This window comes from Staphylococcus sp. HMSC62D11, assembly GCF_001839145.1.
Taxonomy (GTDB): Bacteria; Bacillota; Bacilli; order Staphylococcales; family Staphylococcaceae; genus Staphylococcus; species Staphylococcus lugdunensis.
Window position 1 is genome coordinate 86,801 of the sequence record NZ_KV840197.1, and the last position, 25,488, is coordinate 112,288.

Annotated in this window: 28 protein-coding genes; 18 read left to right on the plus strand and 10 right to left on the minus strand. The window is 33.1% G+C overall.

Features of this window, described 5'->3' with window-relative positions; translation table 11 throughout:
• Positions 1 to 106: 106 nt before the first annotated feature.
• The 7 genes from HMPREF3267_RS08590 (at position 107) to HMPREF3267_RS08620 (ending at position 6,159) form a co-directional block, all read left to right on the plus strand.
• The gene (locus HMPREF3267_RS08590) at positions 107 to 1,000 is read left to right on the plus strand and encodes an ABC transporter substrate-binding protein (protein ID WP_012990954.1); all 894 of its coding nucleotides are present in this window, start codon (positions 107 to 109) and stop codon (positions 998 to 1,000) included.
• Positions 1,001 to 1,165: 165 nt separating this feature from the next.
• Positions 1,166 to 2,116: a FecCD family ABC transporter permease gene (locus HMPREF3267_RS08595; RefSeq protein WP_002459860.1), complete on the plus strand. Its 951-nt coding sequence runs from the start codon at positions 1,166 to 1,168 to the stop codon at positions 2,114 to 2,116.
• A 51-nt stretch (positions 2,117 to 2,167) separates the two neighbouring features.
• Positions 2,168 to 2,869: an HAD family hydrolase gene (locus HMPREF3267_RS08600; protein ID WP_002459859.1), complete on the plus strand. Its 702-nt coding sequence runs from the start codon at positions 2,168 to 2,170 to the stop codon at positions 2,867 to 2,869.
• A gap of 3 nt (positions 2,870 to 2,872) precedes the next feature.
• Positions 2,873 to 3,667 carry an alpha/beta fold hydrolase gene (locus tag HMPREF3267_RS08605; RefSeq protein WP_002459858.1) on the plus strand — a complete coding sequence of 265 codons (795 nt, stop codon included), beginning with the start codon at positions 2,873 to 2,875 and terminating at the stop codon, positions 3,665 to 3,667.
• Positions 3,668 to 3,818: 151 nt separating this feature from the next.
• Positions 3,819 to 4,325: an SA0570 family protein gene (locus HMPREF3267_RS08610; protein ID WP_062078614.1), complete on the plus strand. Its 507-nt coding sequence runs from the start codon at positions 3,819 to 3,821 to the stop codon at positions 4,323 to 4,325.
• A 168-nt stretch (positions 4,326 to 4,493) separates the two neighbouring features.
• Positions 4,494 to 5,210 (plus strand): hypothetical protein, encoded by a 717-nt coding sequence (locus HMPREF3267_RS08615; protein ID WP_002459856.1) that lies wholly within the window; start codon positions 4,494 to 4,496, stop codon positions 5,208 to 5,210.
• Between the two features lie 166 nt (positions 5,211 to 5,376).
• A complete protein-coding gene (locus HMPREF3267_RS08620) occupies positions 5,377 to 6,159 on the plus strand; it encodes an alpha/beta fold hydrolase (protein WP_037540832.1) in 783 nt (260 codons plus the stop codon).
• 230 nt (positions 6,160 to 6,389) lie between these two features.
• Here the strand turns inward: HMPREF3267_RS08620 and sarA are convergent, their stop codons facing one another.
• The 5 genes from sarA to HMPREF3267_RS08645 form a co-directional block, all read right to left on the minus strand.
• Positions 6,390 to 6,758 (minus strand): global transcriptional regulator SarA, encoded by a 369-nt coding sequence (gene sarA, locus HMPREF3267_RS08625; protein WP_002459854.1) that lies wholly within the window; start codon positions 6,756 to 6,758, stop codon positions 6,390 to 6,392.
• A 330-nt stretch (positions 6,759 to 7,088) separates the two neighbouring features.
• Complete coding sequence (locus HMPREF3267_RS08630; RefSeq protein ID WP_002479413.1) at positions 7,089 to 8,018, minus strand: efflux RND transporter periplasmic adaptor subunit; 930 nt, start codon at positions 8,016 to 8,018, stop codon at positions 7,089 to 7,091.
• Positions 8,019 to 8,137: 119 nt separating this feature from the next.
• Entirely contained in the window at positions 8,138 to 9,067 is a 930-nt protein-coding gene (locus HMPREF3267_RS08635; protein ID WP_002479412.1) for a DMT family transporter, read from the minus strand.
• Positions 9,068 to 9,357: 290 nt separating this feature from the next.
• On the minus strand, positions 9,358 to 9,579 hold the full coding sequence (locus HMPREF3267_RS08640) for a DUF2922 domain-containing protein (protein WP_002459851.1): 222 nt from the start codon (positions 9,577 to 9,579) through the stop codon (positions 9,358 to 9,360).
• A gap of 15 nt (positions 9,580 to 9,594) precedes the next feature.
• On the minus strand, positions 9,595 to 9,801 hold the full coding sequence (locus tag HMPREF3267_RS08645; protein ID WP_002479411.1) for a sigS mRNA-stabilizing protein SroA: 207 nt from the start codon (positions 9,799 to 9,801) through the stop codon (positions 9,595 to 9,597).
• 138 nt (positions 9,802 to 9,939) lie between these two features.
• Here HMPREF3267_RS08645 and HMPREF3267_RS08650 point away from each other — a divergent pair, with 138 nt between their 5' ends.
• From HMPREF3267_RS08650 to HMPREF3267_RS08690, 9 genes are all read left to right on the plus strand, one after another.
• Positions 9,940 to 10,497 carry a tyrosine-type recombinase/integrase gene (locus HMPREF3267_RS08650; RefSeq protein WP_002492948.1) on the plus strand — a complete coding sequence of 186 codons (558 nt, stop codon included), beginning with the start codon at positions 9,940 to 9,942 and terminating at the stop codon, positions 10,495 to 10,497.
• Between the two features lie 29 nt (positions 10,498 to 10,526).
• On the plus strand, positions 10,527 to 12,929 hold the full coding sequence (locus HMPREF3267_RS08655) for a DUF4040 family protein (RefSeq protein WP_062078616.1): 2,403 nt from the start codon (positions 10,527 to 10,529) through the stop codon (positions 12,927 to 12,929).
• A complete protein-coding gene (mnhB2, locus tag HMPREF3267_RS08660; RefSeq protein WP_002459847.1) occupies positions 12,916 to 13,341 on the plus strand; it encodes a Na+/H+ antiporter Mnh2 subunit B in 426 nt (141 codons plus the stop codon). Before HMPREF3267_RS08655 ends, mnhB2 begins: the two co-directional genes overlap by 14 nt.
• A complete protein-coding gene (gene mnhC2 / locus HMPREF3267_RS08665; RefSeq protein ID WP_002479408.1) occupies positions 13,338 to 13,688 on the plus strand; it encodes a Na+/H+ antiporter Mnh2 subunit C in 351 nt (116 codons plus the stop codon). Before mnhB2 ends, mnhC2 begins: the two co-directional genes overlap by 4 nt.
• A complete protein-coding gene (gene mnhD2, locus HMPREF3267_RS08670; RefSeq protein WP_062078618.1) occupies positions 13,678 to 15,177 on the plus strand; it encodes a Na+/H+ antiporter Mnh2 subunit D in 1,500 nt (499 codons plus the stop codon). The genes mnhC2 and mnhD2 overlap by 11 nt, the downstream gene beginning before the upstream one ends.
• Positions 15,174 to 15,656 carry a Na+/H+ antiporter Mnh2 subunit E gene (mnhE2, locus tag HMPREF3267_RS08675; RefSeq protein ID WP_002459844.1) on the plus strand — a complete coding sequence of 161 codons (483 nt, stop codon included), beginning with the start codon at positions 15,174 to 15,176 and terminating at the stop codon, positions 15,654 to 15,656. The genes mnhD2 and mnhE2 overlap by 4 nt, the downstream gene beginning before the upstream one ends.
• Positions 15,656 to 15,958, plus strand: coding sequence for a Na+/H+ antiporter Mnh2 subunit F (mnhF2, locus tag HMPREF3267_RS08680; RefSeq protein ID WP_002459843.1), 303 nt, complete (start codon positions 15,656 to 15,658; stop codon positions 15,956 to 15,958). Before mnhE2 ends, mnhF2 begins: the two co-directional genes overlap by 1 nt.
• Positions 15,933 to 16,430 carry a Na+/H+ antiporter subunit G gene (locus HMPREF3267_RS08685; RefSeq protein ID WP_002459842.1) on the plus strand — a complete coding sequence of 166 codons (498 nt, stop codon included), beginning with the start codon at positions 15,933 to 15,935 and terminating at the stop codon, positions 16,428 to 16,430. The genes mnhF2 and HMPREF3267_RS08685 overlap by 26 nt, the downstream gene beginning before the upstream one ends.
• Before the next feature lie 306 nt (positions 16,431 to 16,736).
• Positions 16,737 to 18,776, plus strand: coding sequence for a cation:proton antiporter (locus tag HMPREF3267_RS08690; RefSeq protein WP_002492980.1), 2,040 nt, complete (start codon positions 16,737 to 16,739; stop codon positions 18,774 to 18,776).
• 239 nt (positions 18,777 to 19,015) lie between these two features.
• On the opposite strand, the gene mntC is transcribed toward HMPREF3267_RS08690, so the two are convergent.
• The 3 genes from mntC to HMPREF3267_RS08705 are packed head-to-tail and all read right to left on the minus strand — an operon-like array spanning position 19,016 to position 21,503.
• On the minus strand, positions 19,016 to 19,936 hold the full coding sequence (gene mntC, locus HMPREF3267_RS08695) for a manganese ABC transporter substrate-binding lipoprotein MntC (RefSeq protein WP_002459840.1): 921 nt from the start codon (positions 19,934 to 19,936) through the stop codon (positions 19,016 to 19,018).
• The gene (locus HMPREF3267_RS08700; RefSeq protein ID WP_037540834.1) at positions 19,924 to 20,769 is read right to left on the minus strand and encodes a metal ABC transporter permease; all 846 of its coding nucleotides are present in this window, start codon (positions 20,767 to 20,769) and stop codon (positions 19,924 to 19,926) included. Before HMPREF3267_RS08700 ends, mntC begins: the two co-directional genes overlap by 13 nt.
• A 32-nt stretch (positions 20,770 to 20,801) precedes the next feature.
• Positions 20,802 to 21,503, minus strand: coding sequence for a metal ABC transporter ATP-binding protein (locus tag HMPREF3267_RS08705; protein ID WP_037540836.1), 702 nt, complete (start codon positions 21,501 to 21,503; stop codon positions 20,802 to 20,804).
• 122 nt (positions 21,504 to 21,625) lie between these two features.
• On the opposite strand from HMPREF3267_RS08705, the gene HMPREF3267_RS08710 reads away from it, so the two are divergent.
• A complete protein-coding gene (locus tag HMPREF3267_RS08710; RefSeq protein WP_002459837.1) occupies positions 21,626 to 22,273 on the plus strand; it encodes a metal-dependent transcriptional regulator in 648 nt (215 codons plus the stop codon).
• Positions 22,274 to 22,422: 149 nt separating this feature from the next.
• On the opposite strand, the gene HMPREF3267_RS08715 is transcribed toward HMPREF3267_RS08710, so the two are convergent.
• Positions 22,423 to 23,169 carry a M50 family metallopeptidase gene (locus HMPREF3267_RS08715; RefSeq protein ID WP_002479405.1) on the minus strand — a complete coding sequence of 249 codons (747 nt, stop codon included), beginning with the start codon at positions 23,167 to 23,169 and terminating at the stop codon, positions 22,423 to 22,425.
• 200 nt (positions 23,170 to 23,369) lie between these two features.
• Between HMPREF3267_RS08715 and tarA the strand changes: the two genes are divergently transcribed.
• Complete coding sequence (gene tarA / locus HMPREF3267_RS08720) at positions 23,370 to 24,140, plus strand: N-acetylglucosaminyldiphosphoundecaprenol N-acetyl-beta-D-mannosaminyltransferase TarA (RefSeq protein WP_002459835.1); 771 nt, start codon at positions 23,370 to 23,372, stop codon at positions 24,138 to 24,140.
• A 144-nt stretch (positions 24,141 to 24,284) separates the two neighbouring features.
• On the opposite strand, the gene HMPREF3267_RS08725 is transcribed toward tarA, so the two are convergent.
• The gene (locus HMPREF3267_RS08725; RefSeq protein ID WP_002492941.1) at positions 24,285 to 25,310 is read right to left on the minus strand and encodes an NAD-dependent formate dehydrogenase; all 1,026 of its coding nucleotides are present in this window, start codon (positions 25,308 to 25,310) and stop codon (positions 24,285 to 24,287) included.
• Positions 25,311 to 25,488 lie beyond the last annotated feature (178 nt).

Consider the following 25,488-nt stretch of genomic DNA (forward strand, 5'->3'; position numbering starts at 1 on the left):
TTGAAAATCGTCTTTGTGCTTTTTTAATATTTTTGAAAATCACATAATAGTAGCTTAATAAATTTGATATGATGAATATTGAAATAAATATAAAGGTGGTAACATAATGAAGTTAAAATATGGGGTTATACTTTTGCTATCGATACTGCTTATATTAAGTGGTTGTAGTCAATCAGATAAAACGCAACGTAGTCAACATCAAAATGCGGATAAACAATCGCATACACCGTATCAAAGAATAGTGTCATTGATGCCAAGCAATACAGAAATATTATATGAATTAGGATTGAAGAAACAACTCATTGGCGTTTCTACTGTGGATGATTATCCTAAAAATATTAAAAAAGGAAGAAAACAATTTGATGCGATGAATCTAAATAAAGAGGCGTTATTAAAAGCAAAACCAGATTTAATTGTTGCGCATGAATCACAAAAAGCATCATCTGATAAAGTACTTAAAGCGCTACAAAAAAATGGTGTCAAAGTGATTTATGTGAAAGATGCTCAATCTATCGATGAGATGTATCAAACATTTAAACAACTAGGTAAGGTAACTCATCGCGAGCAGCAAGCAGAAGCTTTGATACAAGACACAAAACAAAACATTAAAAAAGTAGTTGATAGTATACCGCAGCATCAACGACAACAAGAGGTGTTTTTAGAAGTGTCCTCTAAACCAGACATTTATACTGCAGGGCGGCAGACATTTTTTAACGATATGTTAACTATATTACATGCACGAAATAGCTTTAGTTCAATTGAAGGTTGGAAAGCTGTTAGCAAAGAAGCTATTATTAAAAAGAATCCAGATATATTAATATCTACAGAAGGTATTTCAAAATCTGAATACAACGATATCGTAAAAAAACGAGGTGGATTTAATCAAGTGAAAGCAGTGAAAAATGGTAGAGTTGAAGTTGTGAATGGTGACGAAGTTTCACGACCTGGTCCACGTATTGATGAGGGATTAAAGGATTTAAAAGAAGCCATCTATAAATGATAATAAAGTTGGTAAAAATGTGTGGGCTATTGCTGTAAGACTAATAATTAAACAGTATGTTTGGAAAATATAGCTTGCTTTGTATATTAATTTATTGCTTATAGTATATAGCTTATTTACTGTGGTCAAGTGAGGTTTTAATAAAAAAGATAAAGAGTGACGATAATGAAAGGATATCAGGTAGTAAGTCTTTGGCTAGTGTTATTATGTTTAGTTATAGGCACTAGTCTGTTATGGAACTTAGGCTCAATATTAGATCAATTTAATCAAATGATATTGCTAAAGGTGCGCATACCACGGGTACTTGAAGCGTTAATAGCTGGTGCTGTTTTAACTGTAGCTGGTCAACTGTTTCAAATTGTATTAAATAATCCGTTGGCAGATAGCTTCACATTAGGCTTAGCAAGTGGTGCCACATTTGGTGCGGCGTTACCACTATTTATTGGTATCAGCGTACTCTGGATACCTGTCTTCTCCATTGGTACAAGCATGTTAACACTTATCTTAGTTCTAGCAATTGTCTATACGATGGCTAAACAACAACCAATGCGATTATTAATTATTACAGGTTTAATGATTGGTGCATTGTTTAATGCATTACTTTATATTTTAATACTGATTAAGCCTAAACAACTTAATAATGTAGCAAATTATATGTTTGGAGGCTTTGCTACGGCAGAATTTTATGAATCTTGGATAATGCTTGTGGTATGTTTGCCTTTATTACTATGTTTATTTATTATGATACCGAGAATAAAATTACTACAAGTTGGAGATCTTAAAGGACAATCATTAGGTTTAAATGTAACCACGCTTACTTTCTATGTTTTAATTATAGCCTCAATGATGTCTGCTATTGTAATAGCATATGTAGGGATAATAGGTTTTATAGGTATGATTATTCCGCAATTAAGTCGCAGGATACATCATCGTTACTCACTATATATTCAAATGATATTGAATATTATAATTGGTGGGACTATGATGGTGATAACCGATTGGCTAGGCGCAATTATTATTGCACCAGTTCAAATTCCGGCAAGTATTATTTTAGCCATCATAGGGATCCCCGTGTTATTTTTAATGTTGATAAAATCTGCACGTTTTTTAAGATGACAATAAGTCTTTGCTACGATAATACAAATTATATAATAAAGAGGGACAAACATGGATTTAAGTGGTATTAAAGCAGTTGTATTTGATTTAGAAGGCACTTTATTAGATAGAAAGAAATCAAGAGATAAGTTTATTGAAGAACAATATGAACGTTTCCATGATTACTTCGTGCATGTTCAATTAGCAGATTTTAAAAAGACATTTATTGAATTAGATGATGATGAGGACAACGATAAACCAAATCTCTATAAAGAAATTATTAAACAATTTCATATTGATCGTTTAACATGGAAAGATTTATTTCGAGATTTTGAAATGCATTTTTATCGCTATGTCTTTCCATACTACGACACGCTATACACTTTAGAACAGTTAACAGAACGAAATTATCTTACTGGTGTGATTGCCAATGGTAAGTCAAAGATCAAACAATTTAGACTTCACTCTCTAGGAATTGAACATGTAATTAATTATCTATCGACCTCGGAAATGGTAGGATACCGTAAGCCACACCCAAAAATATTTGAAGATATGATTGCTCAATTAGGAGTTACACCAAATGAAATGATGTATGTAGGTGATGATGCACTAAACGATGTAGCACCAGCAAGAGCGATGGGCATGGTTAGTGTATGGTTTAAACAAGAAGATGCGGAAATTGAGCCATTAGCTGAAGAAGTAGATTACACGATAACAACGATTGAAGAAATATTAGACATTTTACCTCAACAATCAGCAGGGAAGGGAGAATAATAAATGGAGTTATTTACAAGAAAAGGTGGTATTACGATTCATTATCATACTGCAGGTGAAGGTTATCCTGTAGTATTAATACACACGGCATATGATAACGCAGCTATATTTAAAGATTTATCTAAGAAGTTAGCAGAATCATTTCAAGTTGTGCTGATAGATTTGAGAGGGCATGGTTATTCTGATAAACCAAGAATCATTAAATTTAATGAATTTGCAGATGATATCATTTTATTGCTCGATTATTTATATATCGAGCAAGCAGCGTTTATAGGTCACGAATTAGGAGCTAACATTATAGCTGATTTAGCCGTACGCTATCCTGAATATTGTTCTTCATTAACGCTAGTCAATCCGACGTCAATAGAGGGTGAATTGCCTGCTGAACGTTTGTTCCGTAAGTATGCTAATGAAATAAGAAATTGGGAAGACAATAAACAAGAGAAATTTTTAGATAAACATAGATATTATAAACCGCGTCATTTAAACAAATATTTAAAACATATTGAAGACACAAATGCGATTTCCACTAAAGAAGAGATAGAAGCGGTTGAAGAAGTATTTAAAACAACAGGAATTGCACAGTCATTTGACCAAGTAACGCAACCTACATACATTATCTCTGGAGAACATGGTGAGCAAGTTACAAGTGTAGAGGCAAAAGAAGTTGCAGATTTAGTAGGACAACCACAGTTTGAAGTGTTTAATGCTTCTAGTTTGTATCCTTTTATTGAAGAACAAGAACACTTTATTAGTCAGGTTAGTTCGTTTATTAAAGCACATATACCTCAACAATAGTAAGTAAAGAAACGGCAGTTTATATATTTATTATATTACAAATTACATATTTTTGTAATATATTTGTAATAGTAGTGTTATTTTAGTAATATGTAGGGTATAATATGAATGAGCAAATGAAAGATAGAAACAATAGAAGGAGAGAAAGCTTATGAAAAAATTAATGGCATCATTATTAGTTTCTGGCTTGGTAATCAGTGGCGTAGGCATATATCATGTTGAAGCTGCATCTGGAAATACTTCTCAAACTGTAGAACAATTAACGCATGGACAAAAAAATATAGAAGATGTTAATATAGGCGAATCTATTAATAAAGTAACTAAAAAATATGGCACACCTATCTATTCAAAAGAGCCAAGTGGCAAAGAACATTATTATGAGTATCGCACAAGTAAAGGTGTTTTAGTTGTTACTGCAAATGGTCAAAAAGACCATGGTTATGTTACACGTATTTCTATGACTTATAATAAAGCAGATGGCCCAACATATAAGCATGTTAAGCACCTAGTGGGTAACAAAGCGATTGCACGCGTGCAATACAATAGCGTAAGTGGTAACTTTGGCTATATTGAAAATGGTAAAACAACATATCAATTTGCATCAAATTCACCAAAAGATAAAAATATTAAATTATATCGTATAGATATTGCAAAATAACTTTTTGTGCAACACTGACATATTAATAATAGAAGCGACAAATACATGTTTTAAATGATTGTATTTTGTCGCTTTCTTTTTGTCATGTGACTTATGTTAAACTTTAAGTAAATGCGAATAACTTATGATACAATTGATTATTGAATCAGTTACGTAAAGGAGTTTATCATGCGTCCTAATGATAAAATATTACTAGAAAATATCGATGATTACTTCACACATAAAGGTTTACCCTCAAATATTATTGATGATATTGAAGAAAAATATCGTCATGATTTAGCTAAATCTGAAGCAAAAAACGAGGATTATATTGAGTATAGAGGGAAGTCGCCGGCACAAATTATCTTGACCATTCAACGCAATATTTTTGGTTTACAAATCAACCCGGCGATTTTCTTCATCATTAATTTTGTGCTTATCTCATATTTATATGATAAACAATTTGTTATTTATCAAGCAGCAACAACGATGTCTATTTGTTATTGTATTATATTATTTCCATTGACAGTTTTACTGCATTTTAGAATAGAAGCTAAAAATTATTTATATAGCAACCGTGTCGAGATGATTATGGGAGTTGTTATCGCTATATTAGCTATGATTTTAATTGTAATGCGCGCATTCAATTTTAATTTGGGGATTGTGCCAGTTTCGATGTATGGCCATCAAGTGGTCTTCTTTGTAGGAATTGCGCTAAGTTTATTAGGCATGTTTCTAAAGCGGTATGAGTTTACAGGAATAGGCCTTCTCTTTGCACAAAAAACAATCGATGCAGTTATTCATAACCCTCATCAAGCTCAAATATTTTCATTAGTAATATGGATATTAATTGTTGTATTAGTGATATACTATACAATTCAATTATCATCACGCACCAAAATATAAAAATTTTAAAAGCTTAGCCATAGGTATTGCTATGTTATGTAGGATGCTATGGGCTAAGCTTTTTATAATAAATGAATATAAATACAAAAGTAATAAAGTGTTTTTAAACTTCTTAGCGTATTCTTAGCGGGAGTGGGTATACAGATTAGTAAAGGGAGGTGCCGTCATGGACAAAATTAAATCGTTTGACCAAAAAGAATTAGTATATAAAGACGAAGGTCAGGGCATTCCCATTATCTTACTACATGGTTTAAATGGTAATTTAGCGGGTTTTTATAATTTAGCAGCAGAGTTAAAAACACAGTATCGAGTTATTACATATGATTTACGTGGTCATGGTAAGTCTTCGAGACCAGATGTGTATCACTTATCTGACCATATTGGGGATTTAAAAGCAATCATGCGTCATTTGGGAATCTGTACGGCTCATTTAGTCGGCCATGAGATGGGGGGCATGGTTGCACGTGAATTTACTGAACAATATCCTAGCCGAGTGTTGTCTTTAACGTTGATTTCTTCTAAACGTAAGGCCGTCGTCCATGGTTTTACACAGTTGATGATTGAGCATCAAGAAGAGATTCAAGGTTTCAATCGTTCAGAGGCTATTTTGATATTATTTCCTTACATTTTCAAGGAACAAAGTCGGGCAATGAAATGGTTCCAAGCACAATATTTATATCATAAGGCTACGTCAGAAGACAATGCGACTGCCAGTAGAGCATTATATTCAATAAGCAATAGTCAAGCTGAACAACCAGCGACTATACATGTGCCAACATTGGTTATTGATGGCAAATATGATCCATTAATTAGTGACGATGATATTGATAACCATTTTACGCGTGTCCAAAAGGAGTTGTTTGAATACTCAGGACATGCACCACACATTGAAGAACCTGATCACTTTTTGTCATTTTTAACTCAGTTTATTGATGCAAGTCATTCTTAACATGATAATAAGCGAGATTGAGATCTATTGAAATTTAATAGTCTATAGTAAAAGATTATGGACAAATATGTTTTTAATGGCTTAATTTGTGTAGTGAAATGTGTTTTGATCATACTATTAGTAAAACTAGAATAAGTTTGTTATTACACTCATTTTCTAGTCAATAAAAAACGCGATTAGCTTATAGCTGATCGCGTTTATGCAATAATATTGCATTATTATGTGCTGACTTATGCATCTTTATTTGCTTCTGTAATACGGTTGTTTACTTGCTCTAATAGCTTGTCGATTTTTTTGCGTTGTGTTGCATTAACAAAAATTAATACAGTTCTTTCATCATGTTCGTTACGTCTTTTATCGAAATAGTTTTCTTGAGACAAATTTTTAACAGCTTTAACAACTTGTGGTTGTTTGTAATTTAAATGATTAATAATATCTTTCAAATAATATTTATCCTCTTTATTTTGACTGATATATGTTAAAACTGCGAATTCTTCAAAACTAATTGAGAATTCTTTCTTTATAATACCTTTCAATTTGTCAGCATAAGTAACCATCGCTAATAATTCAAAGCAATCATTGATTTTTGAAACTGCCATATGTGAAACCTCCCCAATATATTTCCTCATTTACTATAAGACACCGTACCCAATTTAATAATCATACAGATTTATAAAAAAATTAAAGCGTTGCCTATGGATAGTTTGAAGTCAATAAAACTTATTTAAATGCACTTAATGCTATATTATTTAGTTAATTATAACTAAATAAAAATAAAAAGTAAACATAAAAACACTTAATAAAACAAAATATTGTTTTGAGATAAGTTAGTTTTTATTTAACAGAATTTTCATATTACAAATTAATGTCGGCGTAATTTAGTTTAGTCTCATTATATAAAAAAATTAGTTAAGTGTCATTAAGTGTGCTCAATCATAAATATCTTTGGCTTCAGGATGTCTTACAACGCGGTCATTAATATTTAAACCTTGCGTTATAATAATATACCCTTTTTTTGAACTCTTAGTGTATTTTACTTCTCTTTTAATTAATTTGTTATTTTTTGAAATCAAAACGCAATCTTTTTGAATTAATACTGACTGTGGTAGTTCAAAAGTTGTGTGGTACGGTGCAACTTTAATGTGTGTGCCAAGAGGACAATTTTTATCAGATTTTATTATAACGCGATAAACAGAATTTTTTGTATGATATGCCTTAGGAATTGGAGAAATACTATTGATTTTGCCATAAAATTGTTGATTATTGCTGGTTAGTAATGTAACTTCTTCATCTATTTTAAATTTATTGCGGAATGTTTCTGGTAAATCTCCAACGATGATATGCTCTTCACTTGTAATCGTTAAGATAATATCATTTTCTTTTGAGGGCGTCGTGTTGTTTATCAAAACATACCCCTTGATTGGAGAAGTTAAACGTGTTACTAAATGATTTTGTTCAACTGCAATATCACTAATAAATTTTAAACGGGCTTGATCTTTAAATGTGTTAGAAACGTTTGAATGATTAATTTGAGTAAGCAATTTCTTTTGTGCAAGAATAAGGGGTTCTAATTGAGGATTATAGTAAGTTAATAAAGGTGTCTGTTTTTGGATGAGTTGCTGATTTTTGACATAAATATGATCTATATAGCCATAGCTTGAGTGATAACGTAATTCATAAAAGGATTTAGGTTGTTCCATAGCGGTAAATGAGGCTGATTGGTATGGTTTCACGGTTATTAAAGTTGGGGAAGATTTAGGCTGATTAAAATACGTGTGATAAACCATCAGGCAAATAGCTAGAACAATTAATAGTAGGAGTAAGGGGAAAATAAAACGATGTTTGAATATTGTGGGCAAGTTAAATCACCTCGGGGTTATTTTATAAAAATATTATACAATATTTTGGCTATATTGAAAGCCTCAGAACGATATTAAATGATTTCACGTTCTAAGGCTTGAGACAAGACAAATGTCTATTAAAAAAGCCGCAGCAAAATAATCCCTAAAGCAATGGCGATAAGACCGAATGTTTTTCTTATAGTGATACGATTTTGAGGTGTCCCCAATAAACCGAAATGATCAATAATAACACCCATAAGCATTTGACCTAACATACCTATAATCGTAGTTAAAGCTGCACCTAAATGAGGCATTAGGACAATGTTTGCAGTGACAAATGCTACGCCTAGCAGACCTCCGATAAAATGTATCGGATGCAATGCTCCTTGCGTTTCATGGTAACGCTCAAGACGTAAATTACGATGAAATAATAATGTTAAGATGAATAAAGCCATTGTTCCAACACTAAAAGACACTAGAGATGCAAAAAGGGAGGAATGCACTTGTTGGGCTAGCGAACTATTAATTGTTGTTTGTAACGGGGGTGCAAAACCAAAAATGAGACCAATGATAAGCCATAAATAAAAACGTGGCTGTTTGGTTTCAGTCAACTTTGATTTCGGCAAATAGTTCATTAAAATAATTCCTAAAAGCAAACAACATGTACCTAAAGCTTTGAGCGTAGTGAACGTATGTTGCTGAGCTCCAAGTATGCCAAAGGTATCGATAATTACCCCCATGAAAATTTGCCCAGTTACGGTCATGACAACTGTCAAAGCAGCACCCAGTCGTGGTAATAACAGTAAGTTACCTGTTAGAAAACAAACGCCAAGTAAACCACCTACAAACCATGTGTAATTAAAAGAAGTTTGTTGAGTATGTATGATATGTAGTAGCTGTGGATTGAATATTAAATTAAGCACAACTAAAAAAAGTGTTCCGGTGAAAAAGGAAATGGTCGATGCATAAAATGATGACTTCGTATAATAGCTTAGCCTTGAATTAATTGACGTTTGAATAGGTACGACCATACCGGCAATAAGACCGAATATAAATAGTAATATCATAAGTAAACACGCTTTCTTTAAAATAAGTGATTGGCCTTATTATAGCTGAAATAAAAGTACGATAAAAGATAGTTGTTAAAAAATAGATAGGGGGCGGGACAGAATTCATTGTGAATTCGTAGTCCCACCCCGGCAAGGTTGACTAGGATTGAAAAGCTTGGTGTAAGCGTATTTTCAATCCAGTTAACTACCATCAATATAGAGTTCAGAGCCTGAAAAATAATGATGCCCCAGACTCCGTCAAAAATGGTTAATAATAATCAATTGCTATGGATATTAGTATGAACAAGTTACTTTTCTTCAAAAATGGCAGTTGTTGATTTGTCAATGAGATAAGCCGCAATAGCTTTAACTGGTAAACCAGTTGTTGGATTTAAAATTTTCAATGCAATTAAGTTATTCATGGCTTCTTTAACATGATCTGCATCGGTTGTTGCAACGATATTTGGAACTTGCAGTCTAGCATTTTTATTATCAGCCGTTTTAAATACTAATTCTAGAGTTTTTGGCATGATAAGTCCTCCTTATTATACAATTTCTTCAGTTTTAATCGCTTCCACTTTATCAAATTTTAAACCAGTAAGTTGACTTATAATTTGAGAAAATGATTTGATTTGGTCTGCAGTGGCTTGTGGATTCAGTTTTGCAAAGCGTCGTTTTTGTTCTTGTGCTTTACCTGCATCATTAAGTTTGATTTCAGTAAGCTGAACAGTCAGTTGATTGATTTGATTCATTATTTTCACCTCCTTACACTTTATATATCGTTGCGCATTATCAAAAGAGCCAAATGAATTTGAATATATAAGCATAATTCTTTTATGTAACTTAAATATGTATTATTATTAAATGAGAAACAATTATGAGGTGGCCAAATGAATCAAGTAGAACCTATTAGAAATAAAGAAGATATTAAGCGTATGTATCAAGTGCTTAGCATGAAATCTAAGCGAGATTATTTATTTTTCAAATTAGCAATTCATACCGGCATTAGATTGACAGACTTATTAAAATTAGAAGTGAAAGATATTAAAAATCCGCAAAGAGGGAATATTAAAACAGCTTGGATTGAAAACACAGTACCGTCAATTAAGATTAAGTTGCCTGAAACATTACGTCAAGAACTGACAGATTATATTGATGACTATCAATTGGCTAATCAGCAATTATTATTCCAATCAATACGTACACATCAGGCGCTTTCAAGACAGCAGGCCTATAGAATTATTCATCAAGCAGCAGAAGAATTAGGTATTTTACATATAGGATTAACAACTTTGCGCAAAACATTTGCATATCATGCCTATGAATCGGGTATTTCAATTTCGATAATACAAAAATATTTAGGTCACCAGACGACGCAAGAAACAATGAAGTTTATTGGCATTAAGAAAATTGAGAAAAATCAAACAGTGATTGCATTGAATTTATAAGTAATCACTTACATAAAAGGAGGCTTTTGATGAGCATTGTTTATCTTATGGGTGCACTCATCGTTGTTATGGTAGTCGTTTTAGGCACTTTATTTATAAAGCCAAGTCAACGATATACTGGTTACATTGCACTACTTGCACCTATAATGGCATCAAGCTATTTTATTTATCACATACCTATAGTATTAAAAGAACAGTATCCAGCCATCCATATACCTTGGATGTCATCTATAGACATTAATGTAGATTTACGTTTAGACGGCCTTGGACTAATGTTTGGTTTGATTATTTCACTCATTGGGGTGGCAGTATTTTTCTACGCGACACAGTACCTTACTTCTGGAAAAGATAATTTACCTCGGTTTTTTATCTATTTATTATTATTTATGTTTGCTATGTTAGGTATTGTTGTTTCCAATAATACAATTCTGATGTACGTTTTTTGGGAATTAACAAGCATCTCATCTTTTTTACTTATTTCATATTGGTATAGCAATGCAAATAGTCAGCTAGGTGCTATTCAATCATTTATGATCACCGTGTTTGGCGGACTAGCGCTACTTGCAGGTTTTATCATGCTTTATATGATGACTGGAACAAATACGATTACTGAGCTTTTACAGCAACGACACCACATCTCCCAACAACCGCTATTTATTCCCGCTATGCTTCTAATGCTAATTGGTGCATTTACAAAATCAGCCCAATTTCCATTCCACGTATGGCTGCCCAAAGCGATGGCAGCGCCCACACCGGTTAGTGCATATCTGCATTCAGCAACAATGGTGAAAGCTGGATTATTTCTGTTATATAAATTCACACCATTACTTGGTTTAAGTGATAGTTATATTTATATTGTGACATTTGTCGGTTTAATTACGATGATATTTGGAGCTATCGCAGCGCTAAGATTATATGATTTAAAAGGGATATTGGCTTATTCTACTATTAGTCAACTCGGCATGATTATGTCAATGATTGGTCTTGGAGGTGGAATTGCACAACAAACTACAGGTAAAATGGCAGAATTATACATCATGATTTTATTTGCTGGTTTATTTCATTTAATGAATCATGCCATATTTAAATGTGTATTATTTATGGGTGTAGGCATTATTGATCATGAAGCAGGTACACGAGATATTCGTCGTCTTGGAGGTATGAGGCATCATTTTCCTAAGATGCATATTGTCATGACATTAGCAGCATTATCCATGGCAGGGGTCCCGTTATTGAATGGGTTCTTAAGTAAAGAAATGTTCTTCGACGGACTAGTGCATGCGCGTAATCTAGCACAATTTGATATAACGTTAACAATCATCGTTACAGCGATTGGTGTTATTGCAAGTCTCTTTACTTTTATTTATGCATTATACATGGTTAAAGAAACCTTTTGGGGTAAATTTGATACGCAAAAAGTCCCTCGAAAAAATATTCACGAGCCGTGGCTATTTAGTATACCTGCAGTGATATTAGGTCTGCTTATTCCGATTATTTTCTTTATTCCCAATTTGTTTACGCAACACATTGTCATACCTGCACTACGTAGTGTTTCTCAGTTGGGTACAGAAGTTGAAGCTATCGCACCACACGTTTCACAATGGCATGGCATAAATTTACCGCTAATTTTTACCATTGTTATCATCGCTGTAGGTTTACTTGGAACACTGTTTATTGATTGGAAATATCTCCGTTTAGGCATGTTAAAAACGGCTTCAATTACACAATCGTATCGCTCAGTGTATCAATGGTTTGAAAGATATTCTGGACAAAGTATTAGAAAATTAATGAGTAATCGCTTGAATTATTATTTGATTATTACGTTGATGATTTTTTCTGTGATTGTTGCTTATGGCATGATTCAAGTTGGTTTTCCCAAAGTGGCAGAAGTTCATGTTTCAGAATTTGGCCCCCTTGAAGTGATTTTACTTATATTAATTAGCATTGTTGGTATTGCGCTTGTCTTTATTAGACAGCGTTTGACAATGGTTATTTTAAATGGTGTGATTGGCTTTTCTGTGGCATTGTTTTTTATTGCAATGAAAGCCCCTGATTTGGCACTTACACAACTTGTTGTTGAGACAATTACAACGATACTATTTATTGTCAGCTTTTCACGTTTACCAAACGTGGCTCGTAAAGCACCCAATATGATGAAAGAAACGATTAAAATTATTATTTCATTGATTGTTGCTGGGTCAGTAATGATGCTTATTTTCATCACACAAAATGGAGAAAGCATCAGTTCAATCTCTAAGTATTATCTTAATGCTTATCAACTAACGGGTGGAAAAAATATTGTCAATGCTATATTAGGAGATTTTCGTGCATTAGATACTATGTTTGAGGGCTTGGTCTTAATTATCGCTGGATTAGGTATCTTCACATTACTTAACTATAAAGATCGGAGGGGTCAAGATGAAAGAAAATGATGTAGTTCTAAAAACAGTTACTAAAATTGTAGTGTTTATTTTATTAACATTTGGTTTTTACGTTTTCTTGGCTGGGCATAATAACCCAGGTGGCGGTTTCATTGGTGGACTTGTTTTTAGTTCGGCATTTATTCTAATGTTCTTGGCCTTTGACGTGTCAGAAGTATTGGCAAGTTTACCAGTTGATTTTAGAAAGTTGATGATTTTAGGTGCATTAATTTCTGTTACGACTGCCATTGTTCCTATGTTTTTTGGCAAGCCGTTTTTATATCAATCTGAAGCGCATTTACATTTGCCTATTTTCGATGAATTGCACCTAACTACGGTTACCTTATTTGAATTAGGCATCTTGCTGACGGTGGTTGGCGTGATTGTTACAGTGATGTTATCCATTAGTGGTGGTAAGTCATGAACATCATTTTATTATTAGTTATAGGATTCTTAGTATTTATAGGAACATACATGATCCTATCACTTAATTTAATTCGAATTGTTATTGGTATTTCAATTTACACGCATGCTGGGAATCTTATTATTATGAGCATGGGTAAATATAGTAGTCATATGACGGAGCCGCTTATTGGAACTTCGAATACGAATTATGTTGATCCTTTATTACAAGCTATTGTTTTGACTGCCATTGTTATTGGCTTTGCGATGACTGCTTTTCTACTCGTCTTAGTATACAGAACTTATCGTGTAACGAAAGAAGTAGAAATTAACTTGCTGAGAGGAGATGAAGAGAATCATGAGCAATAATTTACTTATTTTACCCATTCTTCTTCCTTTTCTCTGTGCGCTTGTCTTAGTTTTTACTAAAAATAAAAACAATACTTCAAAAATATTATATATTGGGACGATGTCTGTTACGACCGTTATTTCTTTAGCATTATTAATATATGTGTTGAACCATAAGCCAATCACTTTAGATTTTGGAGGTTGGAAAGCACCCTTCGGCATCCAATTTTTAGGCGATTCTCTTAGTTTATTGTTGGTAACAATAACGTCATTTGTGGTTACTTTAATTATGTCATACGGGTTTGGTCGTGGTGAAAATCGAGTTAACCGTTATTATTTACCAACGTTTATTTTATTTTTAACTGTTGGTGTGATTGGATCCTTTTTAACTTCTGATTTGTTCAACTTATATGTGATGTTTGAGATTATGTTATTGGCTTCATTTGTACTAGTTACGTTAGGACAATCTGTTGAACAATTAAGAGCGGCAATTATTTATGTCGTACTTAATATTATTGGTTCGTGGATTTTCTTGCTGGGTATAGGTTTGTTGTACAAAACGGTAGGAACGTTGAATTTTACTCAAATTGCATTAAGGCTTGATCAAATGCAGGATAATAAAACAATCATTATTATTTCATTAGTCTTTATAGTTGCATTTGGTTCCAAAGCTGCATTGGTCATCTTTATGTGGTTGCCTAAAGCTTATGCTGTGTTAAATACAGAGTTGGCTGCGCTATTTGCTGCATTAATGACCAAGGTAGGTGCCTATGCATTAATTCGTTTTTTCACTTTGCTGTTTAATCAACATACTGGAGTCACGCATCCATTGCTGGTATTTATGGCATGCATCACGATGCTTATTGGTGCGTTTGGTGTGATTGCTTATCATGACATAAAGAAAATCGCTTCTTATCAAGTAGTCTTATCAATTGGATTTATTATTCTAGGTCTTGGTTCTAATACTTTTGATGGCGTTAATGGAGCTATTTTTTATCTAGCTAATGATATGGTTGTTAAAACAATGCTCTTTTTCATTATAGGTAGTTTAGTTTATATGACTGGTTATCGGGAGTATAAATATTTAAATGGCTTAGCTAAAAAAGAACCATTGTATGGTGTAGCATTTGTCATTATGATTTTTGCATTAGGTGGCGTGCCGCCATTTAGTGGTTTTCCAGGGAAGGTGCTTATTTTTCAAGGTGCCATTCAAAATGGCAATTATATAGGTTTAACGTTATTGATTTTGACGAGTTTAATAGCGATGTACAGCTTATTTAGAATCTTTTTTGTGATGTATTGGGGTGATGCGGATGGTGAACAAGTAAATTTCAATCCATTACCGACACATCGTAAAAGTATTTTAAGCGTACTAATTGTAGTTGTCATTACAATGGGAATTGCTGCACCGATCGTCCTTAATGTTACTGAAGATGCTACAAAGATGAATATGGATGGACACACATTTCATCAACTAGTTAATCCACACTTGAAGGAGGAACTAAAATGAGACAAGTAGTTTTAAATATTTTAATTGCATTTTTATGGGTCTTATTTCAAGATGAAGATTCATTCTTGTTCTCAACGTTCTTCTCTGGATATGTGATTGGTATCGTTGTTATTTACATTTTGCATCGTTTTTTCAATCAAGAATTTTATCCTAAGAAACTGTGGGTAGCATTTAAATTTTTAATGGTTTATTTATACCAATTAGTTACATCAAGTATCTCGACCATTAATTATATTTTGTTTAAGACGAATGATATGAATCCTGGGTTGTTGACATATGAAACCACATTGAAAAATGATTGGGCTATTACCTTTTTAACGATATTGATTATTATTACGCCTGGTTCTACGGTTATACGCATTTCAAAGAAAACGAACAAATTTTTTATTCATAGTATTGATGTGTCGGACAAGGATAAAGCAACTTTACTCAGAAATATCAAACATTATGAAGACTTAATTTTGGAGGTGATGCAATAATGATAGCGACTTTAACCATGTTCTTTACGACGAGTGCGTTAATTGTTTTTGGTATTGCATTACTTATCGCTATGTTTAGATTAATTAAAGGGCCAACAACAGCGGATCGTGTAGTGGCTTTTGATACAACGAGTGCTGTTATCATGTCCATCGTAGGCGTATTGAGTGTTATTAATCGTACAGTATCATTTTTGGATTCTATCATGCTCATTGCTATCATATCCTTTGTAAGCTCTGTATCAATTTCTAGATTTATAGGAGGAGGGCGTGTGTTTAATGGAACTAACAAAAGAAATAATTAATTTATGTGCCTCAATTCTAATATTTCTAGGTAGTATGATTGCATTGATTAGTTCAATAGGCCTAGTCAAATTTCAGGATGTCTTTTTAAGAAGCCATGCCTCAACTAAAAGTTCTACATTGTCAGTGCTATTAACGTTGGTAGGAGTATTAATATTTTTTACTAATGAACAAAGTTTCTTTAGTGTGAGATTGTTATTATCTATCGTCTTTATTAATTTAACTTCTCCAGTAGGAATGCATTTGGTAGCACGTGCTGCCTATCGTACTGGAGCTTATATGTATCGCAAAGATGATGTGCCACGACAGTCAACAATATTGCTGAGCTCAAAGGAATTTAACACACCTGAGGAATTAAAAACACGTGCTAAATTAAGAGAAGAACGGCGCGAGAAATTATATTATGATTTTACGCAAAAAGATGTTGGAAAAAAGAAACAAACTGATTCATCAGATTATAGCGATGATAAATAAGAACTATGATCTTCGAGCAGGTCTCATCATAACACTGCTAGAAGAAATTAAATGACATATTGACCTAAATATATTATTTAAGCAAGTCATTTAAAATAATGTATACAACATGTTAAAATTTATTACAAGTTTAATTGAAATTTAATCAATGCATGACATAGAACAATATTAGGCTCAGTTCCTTCCTTTATGGTCATCCTCTATGCTTATGTTTATTGTTATCTACATAAAAGAGACATTGTGATTGCAATTACTCAATGTATTGAATAACTCAATTATGCAAAGAAAAAATGGAGAGGTGAAAGATTGGAAATATTTGAAACGATTCTAATATTTCTCGGTGTCGTCATCATAAGCTCTTTTGTGCATACTTTTATACCTAAAGTACCTCTTGCGTTCATTCAAATTACATTTGGCATGCTACTTTTCTTAACTCCTGTTCCTGTTGAATTTAACTTTGATACCGAATTATTTATGGTTACACTAATTGCACCATTACTATTTGTAGAGGGTGTTAACGTATCAAGAGTGCACTTAAGACGTTATATTAAACCAGTTATGTTAATGGCTTTAGGTTTAGTAATTACGACAGTGCTTGGTGTAGGATTATTTGTACATTGGATTTGGCCGGAATTGCCCATTGGTGCGGCCTTTGCATTAGCAGCTATCCTTTGTCCAACAGATGCAGTTGCTGTGCAGGCAATAACAAATGGCAAAATACTACCTAAAGGTTCAATGACTATTTTAGAAGGTGAGTCTTTACTTAATGATGCTGCAGGTATCATTTCATTTAAAATAGCAGTGGGCGTTTTAATTACAGGTGTATTTTCAATTTTTGAAGCGATTGAACAATTTTTAATTGCCTCAATTGGTGGTGCCATTGTCGGTGTCATTATCGGTGTTGCTTTGGTAAGATTCCGCTTAACATTAACACGTCGAGGCATTGAAAATATTAATATGTTTACCTTCATACAACTATTAACACCGTTTGTGACATACTTAGTTGCTGAAATGTTTCATGCTTCAGGTATTATTGCGGCGGTTGTGGCTGGCTTAGTTCATGGCTTTGAAAGAGATCGTATTGCCCAAACGAGAACACAATTGCAAATGAGCTATAACCATACATGGAATATTCTAGGATATGCACTAAATGGTTTTGTTTTTTCTATTTTGGGCTTTTTAGTGCCTGAAGTTGTGGTTAGAATTATTGATAATGAACCACATAATTTACCATTTTTAATGGCGATAACCGTGCTGATTGCTTTGGCTGTATATGTCTTTAGGTTTATTTGGGTTTATGTATTATATCCATATTTTTATTTATCTGTCAGCCCTTTTCAAAAGATGATGTCTAAAGAAGAAGATAAGACAGATGAAAAACCGCCAAAGAGAAGTTTGTATGCCTTAATCATGACGATATGTGGCGTACATGGTACCATTTCATTGGCTATCGCGTTGACATTACCATATGTATTGGCAGATCATCATGCATTTACGTTTCGTAATGATTTATTATTTATTGCATCTGGGATGGTCATCATTAGTTTAGTTATTGCTCAAGTGGCTTTGCCACTAATAACACCGAATGCACCTAAAGCGAAAATCGGTAGTTTAAACTTTAAAGAAGCAAGAATATATATATTAGAAAATGTGATTGATTATTTAAATCAACATGCGACATTAGATACTAGCTATAAATATGGTAATGTGATTAAAGAATATCATGATAAATTAACATTTCTAAAAACGATGTCGAAAGATGATGAAAATTCTAAAGAACTAGAGCGATTACAAAAAATTGCATTTAATGTAGAAACAAAAACATTAGAAAATCTTGCTGAGGAAGGTAACATTACGACGAGTGCACTTGAAAACTATATGCGCTATGCTGAACGTACGCAAGTCTATCGTCAAGCTTCATTAATCCGACGTATGATTGTTGCTGTGAGAGGTATGTTACTTAAAAGTCGTGTAAAGACACGTATCAATGCATCTTCTTCTTTGAGCGTTACAGATAACCTTACAGAGTTGGCGAGAATCAATAAATTAGTACATTATAATGTCGTAAGTCGTTTAGCAAAAGAAGCAACAAGTGACAATACTTTAGAAATTGGTATGGTCTGTGATGGTTACTTAATGCGTATTGAGAACTTAACACCTGATAATTTCTTTAATACTAAAGCAGAAAATACAATGACTAAAATCAAGCTCAACGCATTACGAGAGCAACGTCGCGTATTAAATTCATTAGTTGAAGATGAAGAAATCACTGAAAGTACTGCATTAAAAATTAGAGAAGCGATTAATTATGATGAAATGGTTATCGTTGATAGTTTGACAGATTAAAACAAAAAGAGTGCGCGTTTGGGGAGTGTATGGGTTACACAAACGCGCACTAATTTTATATGGTATAAGCTTTATACCACCATATCGTGTATAGGTTGATTATAAGTTTTACGGAGGATGATGTTTACAACACAAAGTGTGTCAGTATGATTTATACACGATATGGGACTACAAAGCATACTAATATTATAAAGGTGACCTGCTCACCTCAAAGGTGATTGGGGCAAGCAGGTCTGCTATTACTTCATACTATTATGAATGATATCAATATTATATTTCATCATATTGTAGTATGAATCGCCTTTGCTTCCTTTTTTACCAATTGAATCGGTAAAAACTTCGCCATAAATATCTTTATTGGTTTCTTCAGAAAGGCTTTGCATAGCTTTTTTATCTACACTTGTTTCAACAAGTAAATGTTTTACTTTATTATCTTTAACAAATTTTGTTGCTTGTTTCATTTGTTCAGGTGTACCTTGTTTTTCGGTATTAATCTCCCAAATATATCCTGAATGAATATTGAATTGTTTTGAGAAATATTTAAAGGCGCCTTCACTAGTAATCATCGTTCGTTCTTTTTTCGGTATGTCATTAAATTTTGCTTTACTATGATTATTTAATTTTGTAAGTTTATTTAAATACTTATTGCCATGCTTGTCGTAAGATGAAGCATGTTTTTTATCAATATCTTTCAAGGCTTGTTGAATATTTTTGACATATTGAATACCGTTGTCTAGGCTTAGCCAAGCATGTGGGTCTAGTTTGTCTTTATTGCCATTTTCTCCGTTTAGATAAATGGGTTTAACGCCTTTGGAAACAGCAATAACATTTTTATCTTTCAGTGATTTTCCGGCTTGTTTTAAAGCATTTTCAAACCATGCATCACCAGATTCTAAATTTAAACCATTGTAAAAAATGACATCAGCATCTGTAAGCTTTTTAATATCTTTCGGTTTTACTTCATATTCATGAGGGTCTTGTCCTACTGGAACAATACTATGTATATTTACATTATTACCACCGACATGTTTGACCATATCATATATAATAGAGTTTGTTGTTACAACGTTAAGTTTTTTATGATTGTGCGATGTATCTTTACTTCCGCAAGCTGTTAATACTAATAACAGTGCAAGTATAAAGGGAATTAACTTTCGCATGATGAAATACCTCTTTTCTGTTTGTTAGCTAATTTTTTAAAAGTAAATACAATAACGTATGTAATAAACGTACAGATAACGATAGATGCACCACTAGGTAAGTTGTATAGATAACTAAAGAACATACCAATGATTGAACATATCGTACTCAATAAGCTAGAAACCATCATCATTGTAGATAGTTGCTTCGTGATTAAAAATGCAGTCGAAGCAGGCGTAACTAGTAGGGCAACAACGAGAATGATACCCACAGTCTGAATGCTGGCAACTGTAACTAATGCAAGTAGCAGCATGACAAAATAATGTAGCAATGATGTGTTCAAACCGCTCATTTTACTAAATGTAGGATCGAACGTTGAAATCTTCAATGGACGATAAAAAATAATAATTAATACTAAAATCAGTCCACAGATTATCAGTGTTGACAAAAATGCTTGATTCGTAATCGCTAATAAATTACCAAATAAAATGTGATACAAATTAGTTGAACTTTGAATTAAACTAATCATGATAACTCCGAGTGCCAAGAAAGCGGTGAAACAAATTCCTATAGCTGCATCGGGTTTAGTTTTACTTTTATCAGAAATAAAACCGATAAATAAACTTGCAAGCATACCTGAAATCATTGCACCAATGAAAAACGGTATATGTAAGATAAAGGATACCGCGACACCAGGTAGCACTGCATGACTCATGGCATCACCCATAAGTGATAATCCTCGTAAGATGACTAGACTACCGACAGTACCACATGCGATACCTACAACAATTGAAGTAATTAAGGCACGATGTAAAAATTGGTAATCTAATATTTGATTTAGAAAATCTATCATAAACAGCAATGGTACTCCTTTCTTAAATAGTGTTATTTTCCGAGGAATGTCTCATAGATGAGTTCACTATTAACAACGGATTTAGTCGGACCTAAATAGCGCAATGTTTTGTTTAATAACAACACACGATCAAAATAGGCTTCAGTTTTAGATAAGTCATGATAAACAATAAAAATAAGTTTACCACTTCGCTTCAACGCTGCTAATTTTTGCATGATGATATCTTCACTTCTAAAATCTATACCAACAAATGGTTCATCTAAAAAATAAATTCTACTTTCAGACATTAGAGCACGTGCTACAAGGACACGTTGTAGTTGTCCTCCGCTTAGCTGTGAGATTTGTTTATGGCGCAGCGGTGTTAGTTCTAAATCGTCCATAACTTCGACGAGATGTTGACGTGCACTTTTCGGAATTTTAGTAAACCAACCTGTTTCCTTATAACAGCCAGAGAGGATGACTTGTTCTACACTAATAGGGAAATCAATATCGATGTTGGCTTTTTGAGGAATATAGGTCATAGATTTTAACTGATGTTGTATCGGTTTATTAAATAATGTTTGTTTCCCGCTTGCTTGAAACTCACCAATCAGTGATTTAATTAATGATGACTTGCCGGCACCGTTAGGACCTATAATACCAATTATTTCGCCTTGTATTGGTATTTTAAAAGAAATATCTTTCAAGACAATTTTACCGTCAAGTTGAAGTGTTAAGTTAGAGACTTCTAAAATGTTTACACCCCCCTAATAAAAAGTTTAGGTTAACCTAATTTATTTCATGATAAACTCTGAACTTTTAACATGTCAAGTATTTTCATGGTACAATTAGGTGAATGTGTCTGTGAGGTGAAGAAATGTTAACAGAAGAAAAAGAAGATTATCTTAAAGCTATACTTGCAAATGATGGTGATCATCAATTTGTTTCCAATAAGCAGTTATCGCTCTATCTTGAAATTAAGCCACCATCAGTTAGTGAAATGGTGAGTCGTCTAGAAAAGGCTGGATATGTGGAAACTAAGCCGTATAAAGGAGTTAAACTGTCTCAAGAAGGTTTAATTCATACATTAGATATTATTAAACGTCATCGCTTGTTAGAATTATTTTTAATTGAAGTGTTGAAGTATAATTGGGAAGAAGTGCATCAAGAAGCAGAGGTATTAGAACATAAAATTTCTGATTTATTTGTACAACGCTTAGATGCGATTTTAAACTATCCAGACACTTGTCCACATGGAGGTATTATTCCACGGAGTAATGAATACAAAGAGAAATATACAACTTCTATCTTAAATTTTGAACCAGGAGAGCATGTGATAATAAGACGTGTGAGAGATAAGACGGAGTTATTGGTTTATTTATCAAGTAAAGACATCTCAATTGGCAATGAAGTGGAAATAGTAGCTAAAGATGAGACGAATAAAGTGCTTATTTTAAAAAGGACTGATAATACGTCAATCTTAAGTTTTGACAATGCGGAGAATATTTTTGTTGAGCAAGCGTAATGATTTTGGTCACGCGTTAAAACTGCATCATACAAAGGATATTCATTAAAATAAGAATAAATATATCGTAGGAGCAAGAAGTCAGAATTTGATTTCTCGCTCCTTTTATTTTTACTGATGCAAATTAAGCTATAAGATGGGGGTAGTTATTAGTAAAATGAGTATTGGAATAACAGATATAAACTGTAACCGTTTATCGAAATCCAAATTAAACTGAATGCGATACTAGGGACATGTGTCATATCTGCTAATGCCTGCCCATCCCATTGGGTTTTAGGACGTTGAAATGTTAATTTAACAATTGTCCAAGATGATTGGATGACTTCGCCTAACAGTACACCTAAAATAAAATGATAACTATAAGACATTATTGTATGTGTAAAAGTATACTGCGCTTGCTGTAAAAATAAATATAATAATGTTACCAACAATATCAAAATGATAATGGGAGACCATTTTCTAGACGTTAAAATTAGAAAATAGATAAAAATAGCAATATAGCATATTAGAAAAATGATTGGATGCTCAGAATGTGCCGAAGCAGCACCAACAAGTAACATAATTGGAGGCAAAATATAGCCACCTAATGTTGTTATTCCATGACCTAATTTACTAGTTGATTGTGTAATCGCATAACCTTGTTGTGATGTCATCTGTCTTTCATATGGTCGCGTAACAATAACTAAATCTTTAGCGCGACCGCCACTTATTTTATTAAATAGAATATGTCCAAATTCATGTGTTAAGACAGGTATGTAATTTAATAAAATATCAAGATAGGCAAGAACAGGATGATATCTGTAATGATGAATTAAAATATATAAGATACCAATTAACACAATGATATAAAATTTTAAAGTTATCACGGTGGTAAATAAATCTTCTAAATACAACATAATAAACCTCGTAATCTTTTGTTTTTAGTACATGATATTTTTATTATACGCTACTTTGAATATTTTAACTTTTGGACTTTAGATGTATTTTTAAGAATACAATTGCAAACGGGAATAATGTATCATAAACTATATATTCAAAGTATATAGTTATCACGCATGTCGATAATTAGATAGAAAACTCGAAGGAGCATACTGCTATGAGTAATCACGACAAGCCTCACAAAATAGATATTTTAGGTGTTCGATTTGATAATGTGACCATGTTGGAAATGGTAGAAAACATAACAGCATATGTTGAAAATGAAGCGCAAGACGATAATATGTGGATTGTAACTGCTAATCCAGAAATTGTTGATTATGCGTCTACACACGTACATTATAGAAACTTAATCAATCAAGCCGATTACGTCGTAGCAGATGGCACGGGCATTGTTAAAGCATCAAAGCGTTTAAAACGACCATTAGCTCGACGTATTCCTGGGATAGAACTTATGGATCAATGTTTAAAAATGGCTAATATAAAGCGTCAACGTGTATTCTTATTAGGAGCGAAAAATGAAGTTGTGACTAAAGCACAACGTCGTTTACAACAACGTTATCCATATATTACGTTTGCTAGTCATCATGGATATGTTGATACACATGATGAGACAGTATTAAAACGAATTAAAAAATTAAATCCCGATTATATTTTTGTTGGTATGGGTTTTCCAAAACAAGATGAATGGATTGTCGCACAGCAACATCAGTTTAAGCATACGGTAATGATGGGTGTTGGAGGTTCTTTTGAGGTCTTTAGTGGCATGAAAAAAAGAGCACCTAAAGTATTTAGAAAATTAAATATAGAATGGGTTTATCGGTTGTTAATTGATTGGAAACGTATCGGACGTCTTAAAAGCATCCCTATATTTATGTTAAAGGTTGCTAAAACACAGTATAAAGAACATAAAGAGCAGCATAAGAAATAAGCAAAAATAAAGTCGAGACGATGTGCCATATGCACTTGTCTCGACTTTTTCCTTTATTTATATCATTTAATTTCAAACAGGGGCGTTATATTGCAATGATCGAATAGGGGGAGCAAGATAACGTAACAGATTTAGTTATGAGTATTATTTTGCTGTATAGCTTGAACTAGCAATACGTCCACTATCAACAATAATATCTTTCTTTTGGAAAGGTTCATTGTTAAAGAAACGAGTTAAAATATCTTTAACGCCATCTTCAATACGTTGCTGTGATTCTAATGTCATGCCGGAATAATGAATCGTCATACCATTACGTGGCATTGTTCTCCAAGGGTGTGTTGCAGGTGCAGGTTGTGGATACCATACATCTCCAGCATAGCCTTGAATATGACCACTATTAACTGCAGCAACAAGTGCGTCAGTATCTACGATTTTACCTCGTGCAGTATTAACAAGATAGCTGCCTGTTTTCATTTGAGATAACACATCAGCATCAAATAGTGTGTCGGTAGAAGGTGTTAATGGCGCATGAATTGTAATTGCATCACTTGTGCGTACAAGTTCTTCAAACTCTACAAAATGAGACAGTTCAGAATCTTTTTGATTGATAGGATCATAATGTTGAATGTTAACATTAAATGGTTTTAAACGTTCTGCTACAAGCTGTCCAATACGGCCAAATCCAAAAATACCAATTGTTTTGTGCTGTAATTCACGTGCTTGATTACCTACTTTAGAAAGGTTCCATTCACCTTCAACAGCTTGACGATGACCTTCCATATAGTTTCTTAAAATAATGAGTAAGTCCATAACAGCATGTTCTGCAACACTTACCGTATTGCTACCTGTTACTTCTACAACGGCAACGTCATGTTCACTAGCTGCTTCAAGATCGACATGGTCTGAGCCAACACCAGCAGTAATAGCAAGTTTTAGTTTTGGTGCTTGTTCGATACGTTTTCTAGTTAAATAAGCAGGATAGAATGGTGCGCTAATAATAATATCTGCATCACTTAAGTGTTGATCTAAGTCTGTTTCTCCATTTTTTAAAATGACAAGCTCATGCTCTGTATGTTCAAGAAAATCAGGAAGACCGATTGCTTTTGTTGTATTTAATAATTGATTATCTAAACCTTGTTCTGTTTCTGGGAATAATGCCACAATTTTCATAATTAATCCGCTCCTATTTATATAAATTAAAATGTTAATCTCATGGCTAATGAGAATATATTAAAAATTAGTAAAAAAAAATACTCAGTCTTGTTCGACCACCTCCTAAAATGCATACTTTGATTAGCATATTTGAAAAAGTGGGTTAGCAAACAGCACTGAGTACCTTACACCAATC